Here is a 15080-nt window from a genome sequence, read left to right as displayed (position 1 = left end):
GGATATGCCCAGCCTTAAGGACCTTAAGAACCGGATCGGAAGCGTCAAATCGACGCGGAAGATCACCAAGGCCATGCAGATGGTCGCGGCGGCCAAGCTCCGCCGCGCCCAAGAGGCCGCAGAATCCGCCCGGCCCTATGCCGAGCGGATGAATGCGGTCATGTCTTCGCTCGCCGCCTCGGTCGGCGGCTCTGACGCGGCGCCCCGGCTTCTGGCCGGAACCGGCGCGGATCAGACCCATCTGCTGGTGGTGATGACCGCCGAGCGCGGCCTTTGCGGCGGCTTCAACTCGACCATCGTGCGGCTTGCCCGCATGAAGGCGAACGATCTTCTGAAGCAGGGCAAGACGGTGAAGATCCTGACCGTCGGCAAGAAGGGCCGCGAGCAGCTCAAGCGGGATCTTGCGAAGCACTTCGTCGCCCATGTCGATCTCTCCGACGTCAAGAAGATGGGCTACGACAACGCGCAAGGCATCGCCCGTGACCTGATCCACCGCTTCGACCACGGTGAGTTCGACGTCGCCACGATCTTCTTCAACCGCTTCCAGTCGGTGATCTCCCAGATCCCGACCGAGCAGCAGGTGATCCCCGCGAAGTTCGACGCCGACGCGGACGAGGGCGTCTCGACGCTCTACGACTACGAGCCTTCGGAAGAGGAGATCCTCGCCGATCTTCTGCCGCGCGGCGTGGCCACCCAGGTCTTCACCGCGCTTCTGGAGAACGCGGCCTCGGAACAGGGCGCACGGATGAGCGCGATGGACAACGCCACCCGCAACGCGGGCGACATGATCGACCGGCTGACCATCGAGTACAACCGCTCGCGTCAGGCCGCGATCACCAAGGAACTCATCGAAATCATTTCGGGCGCCGAGGCGCTCTGACGAAACCGGAGAAACTAGATGGCAAAAGCACCGAAAGCAGCTGCCGCAGCGGGCCGGGTGACGCAGGTCATCGGCGCCGTCGTGGACGTGCAGTTCGACGATCACCTCCCGGCGATTCTGAACGCGCTCGAAACCGACAACAACGGCAAGCGTCTGGTTCTCGAGGTTGCCCAGCACCTCGGTGAGAACACGGTCCGCACCGTCGCCATGGATGCGACCGAAGGTCTTGTCCGCGGCGCCGCCGTGACCGACCTCGGCGAGCCGATCTCGGTTCCCGTCGGCAACCCAACGCTCGGCCGCATCCTCAACGTCATCGGTGAGCCGGTGGACGAAAAGGGTCCGGTCAAGGCCAAGGAAACCCGGCCGATCCACCAGCCGGCGCCGGAATTCTCGGCACAGTCGACCTCGTCGGAAATCCTCGTCACCGGCATCAAGGTCATCGACCTTCTGGCGCCCTACTCCAAGGGCGGCAAGATCGGCCTCTTCGGCGGCGCCGGCGTGGGCAAGACGGTTCTGATCATGGAACTGATCAACAACATCGCCAAGGTGCACTCGGGCTTCTCGGTCTTCGCCGGCGTCGGCGAACGGACCCGCGAGGGCAACGACCTCTACCACGAGATGATCGAGTCGGGCGTTATCGTCCCGGACGATCTGGAGAAATCCAAAGTGGCCCTTGTCTACGGCCAGATGAACGAGCCGCCGGGGGCCCGCATGCGCGTCGCCCTCTCGGGTCTGACGCTGGCCGAGCAGTTCCGCGACCAGTCGGGCACGGACGTTCTGTTCTTCGTCGACAACATCTTCCGCTTCACCCAGGCGGGTTCGGAAGTGTCGGCCCTTCTCGGCCGTATTCCTTCGGCCGTGGGCTACCAGCCGACGCTCGCCACCGACATGGGCGCGATGCAGGAACGCATCACCTCGACCAAGGCGGGTTCGATCACCTCGGTGCAGGCCATCTACGTTCCGGCCGACGACCTTACCGACCCGGCACCGGCGACTTCGTTCGCCCACCTCGACGCCACCACGGTTCTGTCGCGCGCCATCTCGGAGCTCGGCATCTACCCGGCCGTTGACCCGCTCGACTCCACGAGCCGGATCCTCGATCCCTCGGTCGTCGGCGAAGAGCACTACAACGTCGCCCGTGAAGTCCAGGGTATCCTCCAGCGCTACAAGTCGCTGCAGGACATCATCGCCATCCTCGGCATGGACGAGCTTTCGGAAGAGGACAAGCTGACCGTGGCCCGTGCCCGGAAGATCCAGCGTTTCCTCAGCCAGCCCTTCGACGTGGCGAAGGTCTTCACCGGCTCGGACGGCGTCCAGGTGCCGCTCGACAAGACGATCGCCTCGTTCAAGGCCGTCGTCGCCGGCGAGTACGACCACCTGCCCGAAGCCGCCTTCTACATGGTCGGCGACATCGAGGAAGTGAAAGCCAAGGCGCAGCGTCTGGCCGCGGAAGCGGCGTAAGGGGGCGAGATGGCCGACACGATGCAGTTCGACCTCGTCAGCCCTGAACGGCGGCTCGCCTCCGTTCAGGCCCGCGAGGTTCGCATTCCGGGCGCCGATGGCGACCTGACGGCAATGCCCGACCATTCGCCGCTGATCACGACGCTGCGTCCCGGCATTCTCACTGTCGTCACCGTCGAAGGCATGAACGACTATGCCGTCATCGGCGGCTTCGCTGAGATTTCGGCAGCGGGCGCCTCGGTTCTGGCCGAGCGTGCGATGCCGAAAGCCGAGGTGAAGGCGTCCGACATGGACGCGCTCATTGCAGATGCGACGGCCGAGGTCGCCGAGGCCCCGGCCGAGGGCAAGGACGCCGCGAACAAGCTGGTCGCAGACCTTCAGGCTCTGAAGGCGGCGCTCGGGCTCTGAGGTCCGGATGCAGGACAAGATAATCGGGGCGGCCTTCGGGCCGCCCTTTTTTTGGAAAGTCGGCGAATTATCTGATCACTGTTCGCAAACGGGCCGATGTGCTTGCGTCAGAACCAATTTAACTATTGTCTACCAAGGTTCACTAGCTACGATGGCAGCAAATTTGGGGTCGTAGATGCTGCGGTTTAACGGTCGTTTGGTGGGGGTAGAACGCGGCTCCGTTCTATTGTTTTCGGATTTCGAAGAAGGCGGACAGATGTGGACCGGAAGCGGTGCGCGCGAGACGCGCCGGCAGGTCGAGTTTTCCGAGAAATTCAGATCAAAACCGGTGGTCCACATCTCCATGTCCATGTGGGACATGGATCAGATGACGAATCCGCGAGCGGACATCTCCACGGGCCAGATCCAGCCCGGCGGGTTCGAGGTCGTATTCCGCACCTGGGGCGACACGCGGATCGCCCGGATCCGCGCCGACTGGCTTGCAATCGGCGAGCTTCCCGATCCTGACGCCTGGGACGTCACCTGACGCCCGTCGCACGCCATCCGGCGGTATTGTGCCGGCCCTTGGGTCAGCCGCGCGAATACATGCCTTCGTAGATTGGCCCGAGCGTCTCCGCGTCGAAGAGCGACGAGACCGAGGTTCCCGACCAGATGTTCATGATCGCCTGGGCGAAGAGCGGCGCCGTCGGCACGATGCGTATGTTCTTTGCCTTGCGGACCGCCTCGGTCGGTTCGATGGAATCGGTGATGACGAGGCTCTTCATCACGGAATTGGTGACGCGCTCGACCGCGGGGCCGGACAGCACGCCATGGGTGATGTAGGAATGGACCTCGCTCGCGCCGCCCTGGATGAGCACTTCGGCGGCCTTGCAGAGCGTGCCGGCGGTGTCGCAGATGTCGTCGACGATGATGCAGGTCTGACCTGCCACGTCGCCGATCACGGTCATCTCGGCGATCTCGCCGGCCTTGACGCGCCGCTTGTCGACGATGGCCAGTCCGCAGCCGATCCGCTGGGCAAGTTCGCGGGCGCGGGCGACGCCGCCGACGTCGGGCGACACCACGGTGACCTTGTCGAGCTTGCCCTTGAAATGATGCTCGATGTCGAGCGCGAAGATCGGCGAGGCATAGAGGTTGTCGACCGGAATGTCGAAGAAGCCCTGGATCTGCGCGGCGTGCAGGTCCATCGTCAGCACCCGGTCGACGCCTGCCTCGGTCAGGAGGTTGGCGACGAGCTTGGCCGAGATCGGTGTCCGCGCCTTGGCGCGGCGGTCCTGGCGGGCATAGCCGAAATAGGGGATCACGGCGGTGATCCGGTCGGCCGAGGAGCGGCGCAGCGCGTCGGCCATGATCAGGAGTTCCATCAGGTTGTCGTTGGCCGGGTTCGACGTCGATTGGATGATGTACATGTCCTCGCCACGGACGTTCTCGAAGACCTCGACGAAGATTTCCTGGTCGTTGAAGCGCTCGACTCGGGCATCGACGAGCCCGACGCTCATGCCCCGGTGCATCGACATCCGCCGGGCGATGGCGTTGGAGAGCGTACGGTTCGAATTGCCGGCGATCAGTTTCGGTTCGGTCATGGAGGGCATGGCGGGTCCTTGTCGTTGGCCGAAAAACCGGGCCGGATGACGGATTCGTGACGTTGCACCCCGCTTACCACCGGGCTAGCTTCCCGGCAAACCCGAAGGAGTGCCGGATATGCCACAGATCGACTACTTCCTGTCCACAATCTCGCCCTTCACCTATCTGGCGGGCACCCGGCTCGAGGCGATCGCGGCGAAGCACGGCGCGACCGTCACCTACAAGCCGGTCGATATTGGCGCGGTCTTTGCGAGGACCGGCGGGACGGCGCTCAAGGACCGCCACGACAGCCGCAAGGAATACCGGTTGCAGGATATCGCCCGTCAGGCGACGAAGGCCGGGATGAAGATCAACCTCCAGCCGATGTTCTGGCCGGCGAATGCCGCGCCCTCGTCCTATGCGATCATCGCGGCGCAGGCGGCGAAGGCGAAGGGCGCCGAGGGCGATCTCGGCGGCTTCGTCCACTCCATCCTCAGCGCCTGCTGGGCCGGGGAGCGCGACATCTCCTCTGACGAGGTGATCCGTGATCTCTTGACCAAGGCGGGGTTCGAGCCCGATCTTGCCGACAAGGGAATGCTGCTCGGGGCTGAGACCTATGCCAACAACCTCGAGGAGGCGGTAAGCCGCGGCGTGTTCGGCTCGCCCTTCTACCTCGTAGACAACGGCCAGCGGTTCTGGGGGCAGGACCGGCTCGACGACCTCGACCTGCATCTGGCCGGAAAACTCTGATGCCGCTCGACGAGCGGGCGGGGCACCCGACCTTCTGGCAGAGCTTCGGCCAAGGTGCGCGGCCGGCGCTGGCGATCCACTGCTCGCTCGCCGCCTCATCGGCTTGGGCAGGTGTCGCGTCGCGGCTTTCCGACCGGATCACGCTCACGGCCTTCGATCTGCCCGGCCACGGAAAATCGGCGGGCTGGTCGGGCGAGGGCGACTTCCTGACGCTGTCCACGCGAATTGCCGCGAGTTTCGTCGAGGAGCCGGTGGACCTTATCGGTCATTCCTACGGCGCGCTGGTGGCGATGCGGCTCGCTCGTGCGGCACCTGAGGCGATCCGGACGCTGACCCTGATCGAGCCGGTGCTCTTTGCCGCCGCCAAGGGGTCTCCCGAATGGGAGGCGCATCTCGTCGCCGAGGGGCCGTTCCGCGCGGCACTCGCGGCGGGCGACGATGCCGCGGCGGCGCGCGCCTTCATGCAGGTCTGGGGCGCCGGCGCGGACTGGGACAGCATGGAGCCCCACGCCCGGGCGCGGATCGAGGAGCGGATCCGCCTGATCTGCGCGGGCGATCCAGCGACACTTTCGGACAGCGCCGGTTTTCTGAAGCCAGACGCGCTCGAGTGCCTCGATATGCCGGTCTTGCTGATCCGGGGCGAGCAGTCGCCGCCGGTCATCGAGCGGATCGCGGAAAACATCGCGGCGCGGCTGCCCGATGTCGGCGTCGCCACGGTGCCGGGTGCGGGGCACATGGTGCCGATCACCCATCCCGACGAGACCGCCGGGCTGATCGGGGTCAATCTCGATCGCGGATGACCGCAAGGAAGTCGTCGATTTCAGCGTCCCGTGTCTCCCAGGAGCAGACGAACCGCGCCGCGAGAGGTTCGTCGTCCGGCCCCTCGGCCGGCGGGTCGACGGGCCAGAAGTAGTAGTGCGCCCCGCGCTCCATGAGCCGGCGGTGCAGGCGGCGCGGCAGGTAGGCGAAGACCATGTTCGCCTCGCAGGGGTGGAGGAGCGAGGCTTCCGGTATCGCGGCGATTCCGGCGGCGAGGCGCTCCGCCATCGTGTTGGCGCGGGCCGCGAGGCGGCGCCAAAGGTCGCCCGTCAGATAGGCCTCCATCTGGGCGGAGAGGAACCGATGCTTGGAAAAGAGATGTCCGCCGCGCTTGCGGCGGAGCTCGAATTCCCAGGCTTTCGCAGGATCGAAGAGCACGACCGCCTCGACGCCCATGCAGCCGTTCTTGGTGCCGCCGAAGGACAGGACGTCGATCCCGGCCTTCCAGGTCATCTCTGCCGGGCTGCAATCCGCGGCGACGACGGCATTGGCAAAACGCGCGCCGTCCATGTGGACGGGCAGCGCATGGTCGCGGGCGATGGCGGTCAGGGCGGCGACCTCGGCGGGGCTGTAGACGGTGCCGGCCTCGGTGGTGTTGGTGATCGTCACCATGCCGCGCTGATGGGAATGCACGAAGCCCTGCGGCGTCGCCTCGATGGCGGCTTTCAGTATGCCAGGTGTCAGCTTTCCGTCGGGCGCGGCGATGCGCACGATCTTGCCGCCGCCGATGTAGAACTCCGGCGCGCCGCATTCGTCGGTGTCGACATGCGCCGAGGCATGGGCATAGATGGCACCCCAGGGCGGGCAGTGGCAGGCGAGCGACAAGGAGTTCGCCGCGGTTCCGGTGGCGACGAGGTAAACCTCGGCCTCCGGCGCCGCGAAGGTCTCGCGGACGAGCGCCCGCACCCGCGCCATCGACGCATCCGCGCCGTAGGAGGGCGCGGCGCCCGCGTTGACCGCAGTGACGGCGGCGAGGATCTCCGGCGCGGCGCCGGAGGCGTTGTCGGAGGCGAATTCCATTACAGATCCTCGATGATGTGGTCTTCCCATTCCTCTTCCGCGACCTCGAATTCCGGCAGGGTCCAGCCGCGCACCGATTCGTCGGCGCGGTGGACGCTTTCCGGGTCGCCGGAAATCAGCGGATGCCAGTCGAAGAGCGGCTTGCCCTCGTGCAGGAGCTTGTAGGCACAGGTCGAGGGCAGCCAGTAGGCGACCTTGTCGATCGTCTTCGGGGTCAGGACGACGCATTCGGGGACGAAGGTCTTGCGGTTCTCGTACTGCGTGCAGCGGCAGCTGTGATCGTCAAGGAGGCGGCAGGAGATGCGGGTGAAGTAGATCTCGCCGGTATCGGCGTCCTCGAGCTTGTTGAGGCAGCACTTCCCGCAGCCGTCGCAAAGCGCCTCCCATTCGGACGCGGTCAGCGTGTCGAGGGGGCGGTTCCAGAATCCGGGCCGGAGGGCTTCGCGAACGTTCGAGCTTTTCATGGCGCGCGACATTGGCCGAGAGCGGGCCTAAAGGGAAGGGCGATGATTCCGTCTGCGCGGATTTTCCGATGCAGGCCGTTCTGCACCGTGCTCAGAGCGCCGCGAGGATCGTCCGGGCGCGGTGGCAATCCGCGTTCATCTGCTCCACGAGCGCGGGCAGGCCGTCGAATTTCATCTCGGGGCGCAGATAGTCGATGAGTGCCACCGAGAGATGCTCGCCGTAAAGGTTGCCCTTGAAGTCGAAGAGGAAGCTTTCGAGGTTGGGCTTGTTCTCGCCGAACATCGGCCGCACGCCGAGGCTCGCGGCGCCGTTGTAGCTGCCCTGATGCGGCCCGGTCAGGACGTCGATCTTCACCGCATAGACGCCAAGCTTCGGCAGGTGCAGACCGCCGACGCCCATGTTGGCGGTCGGAAAGCCGAGATCGCGGCCGCGCTTGTCGCCGTGCAGAACCTTGCCCTCGATTCGGTGCCAGTGGCCGAGCATCTGCGCGGCGTCGCGCGGACGCCCCTCGGCGAGCGCCGTGCGGATCGCGGTCGAGGAGATCTCCTCGCCGCCCATCTCGACAAGCTCCGCGATCGTCACGCCGAAGCCGTGACGGCGGGCGCAGTCGCGCAAGGTCTCGACATTGCCCTTGCGGCCCTTGCCGAAGCAGAAATCCGCGCCGACCGTGACATGGGCGACGCCGAGCCCCCGGACCAGCACCTCGGCTACGAAGTCTTCCGCCTCCATCCCGGCGAGATCCGCGTCGAAGGGGAGTTCGTAGAGCTGTTCGACGCCGAGCTTTTCCAGCCGGTGGGTCCGCGCCTCGGCGTTCATCAGGCGAAAGGCGGGGGCCTTGGGGGCGAAGAACTGGCGGGGATGGGGCTCGAAGGTGACGATGCCAAGCGGCGCGTCGGTGCGGCGCGCCTGGTCGATCACCGCCTGGTGGCCGAGATGGACGCCGTCGAAGTTGCCCATCGCGACCGAGGCGCCCCGGTCGGCCTCCGCCAGTTCCGTCCAATGGAAATGCGTGCGCATCGGCCCCCGTGTGGCGGGAGCGCCCGCCGGATCAGTCGAACTTGCGGCTCGGCGCCAGAACCAGCGCCTCGCCCTTCAGGACGACCGTATCGCCCACCGCGCAATGGGTTTCAAGAGTGACGCGGCGCCTGGCGTGGTCGATCGCGGTGACCTTGACCTCGGCATAGACCACGTCACCGGGGCGAACCGGCGCCATGAACTTCAGCGTCTGGCCAAGATAGACGGTGCCGTGGCCCGGCAGCTGCTCGCCGATCACGGCCGAGATCAGGCCCGCGGTCAGCATGCCGTGGGCGATGCGCCCCTCGAAGATCGTCTCGCGGGCGTAGTCCTCGTCGAGATGGACCGGATTGCGGTCGGTCGAGACTTCGGCGAACATTTCGATGTCGCGGTCCGTGATCTCCTTCTGGAGATAGCGGGTCATCCCGATCTCCAGATCCTCGATGCAGATCGTCCCGCGCGGCTGATTGTCGAGCATCATCACGAATCCCAAACATCCATGTTGCAGTGCAGCATAGATGAGCGCGGGCCTTCGCGCAATCTGGGGAAGTAATTATTTGACCGAAACGGCGACTGGATCGAAAGAATGTTGCCGTCTGGCAATAATCTATCGCAGGCGCCCGATGGCGAAGGTCGGCGCCATCTGCACCTCGTCGAGCCACGCGGTCAGCTTGCCCGGTTCGGGCGCCTCGACATCCGCGCCGAAGCGGGCCGCCTCGAGCCCGCCGGTGATGAAGAGCGTGTCGATCCCCTCGCCCATGCCCCCCTGAATATCGGTGCCGATCCCGTCACCCACGGCGAGGATGCCGGCGTCGCCGACGGCTGCGCCGGTCAGCGCGGTCAGCCGCCGCCGGGCGAGGTCGTAGATCGGCGGGTGCGGCTTGCCGAAATAGAGGCTCTCGCCGCCCATTTCGGTGTAGAGCCGCGCGAGCGCGCCGGCGCACCATTCCCGCCGCTCGCCGCGGTCGACGACGATGTCGGGGTTGGCGCAGAGAAGCTTCAGACCCTTCGCCTTGGCGTAGAGGAAGTCGGGCCGGTAGACCGCCGGATCGGCCATGGGATCGGCGGGTCCGGTGCAGACGATGCCCTCCGCCTCGGCGAGCGGCACGATCTCGATCCGGGCGGGATTGTCGAGGATCTTCAGCGGCTCGAAGAAACCCATGTCGGTCTCGGGGTTGCCGATGAAGTGGACCTTTTGGCCGACAGCGCCCTGGAACATCGCCGCCCGCGCGCTGTCGCCCGAGGTCGCGATCGTGTCCCAAGCGTCGCGCGGCACGCCGATCTGGTCGAGCTGCGCGGCCACGCCGGCGCGCGGACGGGGCGAGTTGGTGACGAGAACGACCTTGCCGCCATTGGCCCGGTAGGCCTGCAGGGCGGCGACGGCGGCGGGGAAGGGGCGCAGCCCGTCGTGGACGCAGCCCCAGAGATCGCAGAAGAGCGCGTCGTAACCGGCGGCGGCCTCCGACAGCGATTGAATGATCCGGGTCATGGGCGCCTCCTCGTGTTGCAGCCCTTGTTACAGGCCGGGCCGGAGAAAGGTAAGGGCGCCCGAAGGCGCCCTAATGCAACGTGTTCGGCGGCTCAGAGTTTCAGCGCCGGGATGATCTGCTTCTTGCGGCTCATGACGCCGGGCAGGACCACGGTGTCGCCGGTCACCTTGGCGCCGAAGGAGGCTTCGGCGAATTGCTTCACGAGGTCGTTCGGTACCAGAAGCGTCGCCTCTTCCTTGAGGATGTCGACGACGAAGAGCAGGACCTGGTCGGCACCGTCCTCTTTCGCGACATCGACCATCGAGGCCATCAGGCTGTCCTTGCGGTCGAGCACCATCTGCGGCGAGGTCGTCTCCAGCACCGAGACGCGCAGCTCCTTGCCGGCGACGTTGTATTCCTTGGAATCCATGCGCAGCAGTTCCGCGTCCGAGAAGGCCGAGACGTCGGATTTCGCGGCGAAGAGTTCGGCGGCATAGTCGGGGATCGAGATGCCGAGCTCGGTGGCCAGCTTCTCGGCCACGGCGCGGTCATGCGCGGTCGTGGTCGGCGAGCGGAACTCCAGCGTGTCGGAAAGGATGCAGGAGAGCATCGCGCATTTGATGTTCTCGGGCATCTTCGCCGCGTCGTCGCCCATCAGGTCGTGCATGATCGTCGCGGTGCAGGCGAGCGGGCGGATGGTGATGTCGATCGGCCCCTTGGTCTTCAGCCCGCCGGCGAGGAGGTGGTGGTCGATGATCTGGACCACATTCGCCTCGTTGATCGAGGCGGGAAGCTCGGCCGGGTTGTTGGTGTCGACGACGACACAGGTCTCGCCGGCCGCGACGTCGGCGATGATCGCGGGCTTCGGCAGGTCCCAGCGCTTGAGGACGAAGGCGGCTTCGGTGTTCGGCTCGCCAAGGAGGACGGGCGTCGCGGGCGTGCCCTTCACTTCCGAGAGATACCAGGCCCAGATGATGGGCGAGCCGGTGGAGTCGGTGTCGGGGGACTTGTGGCCAAAAACCTTGATCATGTCTGTCATCCATCAGGGAGAATTGGAAATCGCCGGCCTTATAGGCGCTGCGATCGGGCTTGTCACCCATCGGCGAGGGGCATTCGGAGCTACCCGGCGCAAGTGCCGGAGCCCAGAGCGGACGGCCCCCGTCGCGGCGCGCGCGACGGGGGCCGTTCCAGGTCTTCGTCCGGGCGGCTCGCCGCGATCGGCGGCGGTTTCCCGGATCCACGCTGCGTCAGCGGGTCGGGATGATCAGGATCTCGACCCGGCGGTTCTGGGCGCGGCCCTCGGGCGTGAGGTTCGACGCGACGGGCTGGTTCTCGCCCTGGCCGAAGGCGGCGATGCGGCCGGGTGCCACGCCGCCGTCGCGGATGATCGCGCCCACCGCGCTGGCGCGGCGCTGCGAAAGGTCGAAGTTGTAGGCTGCGGCGCCGGTGTTGTCGGTATGGCCGATGACCTCGACGCGGCTGTCGGGATGGCGGTTGAGGTTGTTGGCCACGGCATAGAGGTCGCCGATGATGCCGGGATTGACCGAGGCGCTGTCGACGGCGAAGAGGATGCCTTCCGGCATGATGACGCGGAGCTGGTTGCCCTCGTTGATGACGCGCACGCGGTCGTTGACGATGGCGCGGTCAAGCTCGGCCGCCTGCTGGTCGAGGTTGCTGCCGACCATGCCGCCGATCAGGCCGCCGGCCACCGCGCCGACGATCGCGCGGTCGCGCTTTTCGATGCCGCCATCCCCGGTCAAGGCGCCGGCAAGGGCGCCGACGCCGGCCCCGGTGAGCGCGCCCTGGCGGGTCCGTTGGTAGGGGTCGTTCGGATTGTACTGGTCGACCGGCGTGCAGGCTGCCAGCAGGATCGCCGCGGCGGTGCCGCCGGCCAAGAGGGTGGTGAAACGCATGAAAGCTGCTCCGCTTGGTGTTCGTTGTGCGTTAAGTGTGAGATTAGCGACTGTTAGGCAATAACGCAGGCGGGGAAAAGCGGTTCCGGCAGCATTCCGCGCATCATCTCGCGGTGGCGGATTCGGCGTCGGCGCGGGCGGCTTCCCAGGCCAGCATCGCCCGCTTCACCGGCAGGCCCCAATGATAGCCGCCGAGCCCGCCGGATTTTCTCAGCGCCCGGTGGCAGGGAATGAGCCAGCTTACCGGGTTGCGCCCGACCGCGGTGCCGACCGCGCGCACCGCACGCGGATTGCCGATCCGGCTGGCGATGTCGGAATAGGTCGTCACCTGGCCCGAGGGGATCTTGAGCAGCGCCTCCCAGACCTTGATCTGGAACGGCGCGCCGATCATGTGGAGCGCCGCCTCGCCCTTCTGCTCGAAGGCCGCCGTGACCCAGGGCGCGATGGTCTCGGGCGCTTCCGCGAAAGAGGCGCGCGGCCAGCGGCCGGCGAGGTCGGCGAAGGCGTGGTCGCGGCCGCAGTCCTCGGCGAAGGCGATGCCGCAGAGGCCGCGGTCGGTGCCCATCGCGAGCGCGGCGCCGAAGGGCGAATCGAACCAGCCGTAGCGCACCGCGAGGCCCTCGCCGGCGCGGGCGTATTCGCCGGGGCTCATCGCCTCCCAGCGCAGAAAAAGGTCGTGCAGGCGGCCCGCGCCGGACAGCCCGGTCTCGGCGGCGGTGTCGAGCAGCGTGTGGCGCTCGGCCAGGAGCCGCTTGGCAAGGTCGAGCGTGAGGTACTGGCGGTACCTTTTCGGCGAGACGCCGACCCAGCGCGAGAAGACGCGCTGAAAATGCGCGGGACTCATCGAGAGCCGGGCGGCGAGGTCGTCGAGGCCGAGGTCGCCCTCGGTCTCGATGAGGGCGAGGGCGCGGGCGATGACGCCGTAGTGGTAGCCCCGGTCGAGCGGTTCGTTCAGCATGGTCTGTCTCCTTGACCCGAAGATAGGACGCGGGGCGGGCGACGGCGACCCGAAAGCTGCGGTTTGGTGCTCAGGCCGCAGCGTCAAACGGCGCGGCCAGCAGTATGGCGAGCGTGTCCAGGTCGGGGATGGGCCGGAGCGGCCGGGCGGGGTTCGTCGCGGCGATGGCCGGCGCCGCGAGCCAGAGGCCGTCGGCCAGAATCAGCGCGGGATTGTCGAGGAACGGGAGAAACCCCAGGACTGGGCCCGGCGGCCGGGGCGGCGACAGGTCGGCGGCCCGCGCCAGCAGCTCGGCGGTGCCGAACCGGGCGGCAAGGCCGGGCGCCCGGAGGAGAACACCGTGCTCCGGGCCGAGACGCAGCGGACGGTCCGGACACCCGAAGCCCAGGCGGCCCGTCGCGATCTCGACCGGATGGGCGAGCAGCGTGCCGGCGAGCGCCCGGAGCGGCCGGTAGCCGTGATCGCGGGTCAGGAGCCGGTCGCCGGGGCAGAGCCCTTCCACCGCGACCGGGCCGCGCGTGGTGGCGATGCGGGTGCCCGCCGCGAGGCCCGTTTCGCTCCCCATGCCGTCCCTCCCTGCCGGTCCGATGCGATGATCGCGCGGAACGGCGAAAGCCCGGTTAACAGGCATGGGGAGAGGTAAAACGACGGGATCGGCGCGCTCGGCCCTTGCCGCGCCCCGGCCGGGCGGGCATAGACCGATTCCATGTCACGCCAACTCGACTACCAAACGATCCGCGAGATCTTTACCCGCTTCCGCGAGGCCGAGGCCGAGCCGAAGGGGGAGCTTGAGCATGTCAATGCCTTCACGCTCCTCGTCGCGGTGGCGCTCTCGGCGCAGGCTACGGACGCCGGCGTGAACAAGGCGACGCGGGCGCTCTTCCAGGTGGCCGACACGCCCGAGAAGATGCTTGCCCTCGGCGAAGAGGGGCTGATCGAGCATATCAAGACGATCGGGCTCTTCCGCCAGAAGGCGAAGAACGTGATCAAGCTCAGCCGCATCCTCGTCGAGGACTATGGCGGCGAGGTTCCATCCTCGCGCGCGGCGCTGATGACGCTGCCCGGCGTCGGGCGCAAGACCGCGAATGTCGTGCTGAACATGTGGTTCCATTTCCCGGCGCAGGCGGTCGACACGCATATCTTCCGGGTCGGCAACCGCACCGGTATCGCCGCGGGCAAGACCGTCGAGGCGGTCGAGCGGGCGATCGAGGACAACGTGCCGGCCGAGTTCCAGAGCCACGCCCATCACTGGCTGATCCTGCACGGCCGCTACATCTGCGTGGCGCGGAAGCCCAAGTGCGGCGCCTGCCACATCCGTGACCTCTGTCCCTACGAGGAGAAGACGCTTTGACCAACCGCTACCAGGTGGTCGGCATCGGCAACGCGATCGTCGATGTCCTGACCCAGTGCGACGACGATTTCCTCGACTGGATGGGGATCGAGAAGGGGATCATGCAACTCGTCGACCGCGAGCGGGGCGAGACGCTCTACGCCGCGATGAAGGAGCGCACCCAGGCGCCCGGCGGCTCGGTCGGCAACACGCTGGCGGGCCTGGGCAATCTCGGGCTGAAGACCGCCTTCGTCGGCAAGGTGAAGGACGATGCGCTCGGCCGGTTCTACGCGAAGTCGCTGGAGGGCGAGGGGACGGACTTTCCGAACCCGCCTTCGGCGCGGGCGGAGCTGCCGACCTCGCGATCGATGATCTTCGTTACGAATGACGGCGAGCGGTCGATGAACACCTATCTCGGCGCGGGGGCGGATTTCGGGGCGGAGGACCTCGACGAGGAAGTGGTGCGGGCCGCGGATTACCTCTTCCTCGAGGGCTATCTCTTCGACAAGGACCAGGGCAAGGCGGCATTCCTCAAGGCCGCCGAAGCCTGCCACCGGGGTGGCGGCCGGGCCGGGATCTCGCTTTCCGACCCGTTCTGCGTCGACCGCCACCGCGCGGATTTCCGGCGGCTCGTTCACGACCAGATGGACTACGTCATCGGCAACCAGCACGAATGGTGCTCTCTCTACCAGACCGAGGACCTGGAGGCGGCGTTGAAGGAGGCGCAGGCGGATTGCCCGCTCATCGTCTGCACCCGCTCGGGCGCCGACGTGATACTGTTGCGCGGCGCGGAACGGGCCGAGGTGCCGGTGCACCGGGTGGTGCCGGTCGATGCGACCGGCGCGGGCGACCAGTTCGCGGCGGGCTTCCTTTACGGGATGGCCACCGGGCAGTCGCTGGCGACGGCGGGGCGGATGGGCTGCATCTCGGCGGCCGAAGTGATCAGCCATTTCGGCGCGCGCCCCGAGACCGACGTCAAGGCGCTGTTCCGCGCGCACGGGCTGATCTAGACGCGTTTTCGTGCGGACCCCGG

At 67.0% G+C, this 15080-nt stretch carries 18 protein-coding genes; 8 read left to right on the top strand and 10 right to left on the bottom strand.

Annotated elements, in window-relative coordinates; all coding sequences use genetic code 11:
- The first annotated feature begins 4 nt into the window (after nt 1–4).
- The 4 genes from R5H32_RS08685 to R5H32_RS08670 all read left to right on the top strand — a co-directional run bounded on the left by R5H32_RS08685 (nt 5) and on the right by R5H32_RS08670 (nt 3275).
- Nucleotides 5–880 carry a F0F1 ATP synthase subunit gamma gene (locus R5H32_RS08685; RefSeq protein WP_318338298.1) on the top strand — a complete coding sequence of 292 codons (876 nt, stop codon included), beginning with the start codon at nt 5–7 and terminating at the stop codon, nt 878–880.
- Between the two features lie 18 nt (nt 881–898).
- Nucleotides 899–2341 (top strand): F0F1 ATP synthase subunit beta, encoded by a 1443-nt coding sequence (atpD, locus tag R5H32_RS08680; RefSeq protein ID WP_318338297.1) that lies wholly within the window; start codon nt 899–901, stop codon nt 2339–2341.
- 9 nt (nt 2342–2350) lie between these two features.
- The gene (locus R5H32_RS08675) at nt 2351–2749 is read left to right on the top strand and encodes a F0F1 ATP synthase subunit epsilon (protein WP_318338296.1); all 399 of its coding nucleotides are present in this window, start codon (nt 2351–2353) and stop codon (nt 2747–2749) included.
- A gap of 256 nt (nt 2750–3005) precedes the next feature.
- The gene (locus R5H32_RS08670) at nt 3006–3275 is read left to right on the top strand and encodes an H-type lectin domain-containing protein (RefSeq protein ID WP_318338295.1); all 270 of its coding nucleotides are present in this window, start codon (nt 3006–3008) and stop codon (nt 3273–3275) included.
- A 43-nt stretch (nt 3276–3318) separates the two neighbouring features.
- Here R5H32_RS08670 and R5H32_RS08665 read toward each other — a convergent pair whose 3' ends face one another.
- A complete protein-coding gene (locus R5H32_RS08665) occupies nt 3319–4338 on the bottom strand; it encodes a ribose-phosphate pyrophosphokinase (protein ID WP_318338294.1) in 1020 nt (339 codons plus the stop codon).
- Between the two features lie 109 nt (nt 4339–4447).
- Here R5H32_RS08665 and R5H32_RS08660 point away from each other — a divergent pair, with 109 nt between their 5' ends.
- Nucleotides 4448–5059, top strand: a complete 612-nt coding sequence (locus R5H32_RS08660; protein WP_318338293.1) for a 2-hydroxychromene-2-carboxylate isomerase — start codon at nt 4448–4450, stop codon at nt 5057–5059.
- Nucleotides 5059–5859, top strand: a complete 801-nt coding sequence (locus R5H32_RS08655) for an alpha/beta hydrolase (protein ID WP_318338292.1) — start codon at nt 5059–5061, stop codon at nt 5857–5859. Before R5H32_RS08660 ends, R5H32_RS08655 begins: the two co-directional genes overlap by 1 nt.
- Here the strand turns inward: R5H32_RS08655 and R5H32_RS08650 are convergent.
- From R5H32_RS08650 to R5H32_RS08610, 9 genes are all read right to left on the bottom strand, one after another.
- On the bottom strand, nt 5840–6898 hold the full coding sequence (locus R5H32_RS08650; RefSeq protein WP_318338291.1) for a low specificity L-threonine aldolase: 1059 nt from the start codon (nt 6896–6898) through the stop codon (nt 5840–5842). The two genes, R5H32_RS08655 and R5H32_RS08650, sit on opposite strands and share 20 nt — an antisense overlap.
- Nucleotides 6898–7362 carry a YcgN family cysteine cluster protein gene (locus R5H32_RS08645; protein WP_318338290.1) on the bottom strand — a complete coding sequence of 155 codons (465 nt, stop codon included), beginning with the start codon at nt 7360–7362 and terminating at the stop codon, nt 6898–6900. The genes R5H32_RS08650 and R5H32_RS08645 overlap by 1 nt, the downstream gene beginning before the upstream one ends.
- Nucleotides 7363–7453: 91 nt before the next feature.
- Nucleotides 7454–8380 (bottom strand): bifunctional riboflavin kinase/FAD synthetase, encoded by a 927-nt coding sequence (locus R5H32_RS08640; protein WP_318338289.1) that lies wholly within the window; start codon nt 8378–8380, stop codon nt 7454–7456.
- Between the two features lie 31 nt (nt 8381–8411).
- Nucleotides 8412–8855, bottom strand: a complete 444-nt coding sequence (locus R5H32_RS08635) for a MaoC family dehydratase (RefSeq protein WP_318338642.1) — start codon at nt 8853–8855, stop codon at nt 8412–8414.
- Nucleotides 8856–8984: 129 nt separating this feature from the next.
- On the bottom strand, nt 8985–9866 hold the full coding sequence (locus tag R5H32_RS08630) for a TIGR01459 family HAD-type hydrolase (RefSeq protein WP_318338288.1): 882 nt from the start codon (nt 9864–9866) through the stop codon (nt 8985–8987).
- A gap of 92 nt (nt 9867–9958) precedes the next feature.
- Nucleotides 9959–10876, bottom strand: coding sequence for a manganese-dependent inorganic pyrophosphatase (locus R5H32_RS08625; RefSeq protein ID WP_412099006.1), 918 nt, complete (start codon nt 10874–10876; stop codon nt 9959–9961).
- A gap of 217 nt (nt 10877–11093) precedes the next feature.
- Nucleotides 11094–11759, bottom strand: a complete 666-nt coding sequence (locus tag R5H32_RS08620) for an OmpA family protein (protein ID WP_318338286.1) — start codon at nt 11757–11759, stop codon at nt 11094–11096.
- Between the two features lie 103 nt (nt 11760–11862).
- Nucleotides 11863–12717, bottom strand: a complete 855-nt coding sequence (locus R5H32_RS08615; protein ID WP_318338285.1) for a methylated-DNA--[protein]-cysteine S-methyltransferase — start codon at nt 12715–12717, stop codon at nt 11863–11865.
- A 70-nt stretch (nt 12718–12787) separates the two neighbouring features.
- The gene (locus R5H32_RS08610; protein ID WP_318338284.1) at nt 12788–13282 is read right to left on the bottom strand and encodes a Hint domain-containing protein; all 495 of its coding nucleotides are present in this window, start codon (nt 13280–13282) and stop codon (nt 12788–12790) included.
- Between the two features lie 141 nt (nt 13283–13423).
- Here R5H32_RS08610 and nth point away from each other — a divergent pair, with 141 nt between their 5' ends.
- Both nth and R5H32_RS08600 read left to right on the top strand, forming a co-directional pair.
- A complete protein-coding gene (gene nth, locus R5H32_RS08605) occupies nt 13424–14068 on the top strand; it encodes an endonuclease III (protein ID WP_318338283.1) in 645 nt (214 codons plus the stop codon).
- The gene (locus R5H32_RS08600; protein ID WP_318338282.1) at nt 14065–15057 is read left to right on the top strand and encodes an adenosine kinase; all 993 of its coding nucleotides are present in this window, start codon (nt 14065–14067) and stop codon (nt 15055–15057) included. The genes nth and R5H32_RS08600 overlap by 4 nt, the downstream gene beginning before the upstream one ends.
- Nucleotides 15058–15080: the final 23 nt, after the last annotated feature.

Origin of the sequence: Defluviimonas sp. D31, from assembly GCF_033436765.1 — a bacterium.
Classification (GTDB): Bacteria; Pseudomonadota; Alphaproteobacteria; order Rhodobacterales; family Rhodobacteraceae; genus Albidovulum.
This window is presented reverse-complemented; position numbering and strand designations above follow the sequence as displayed.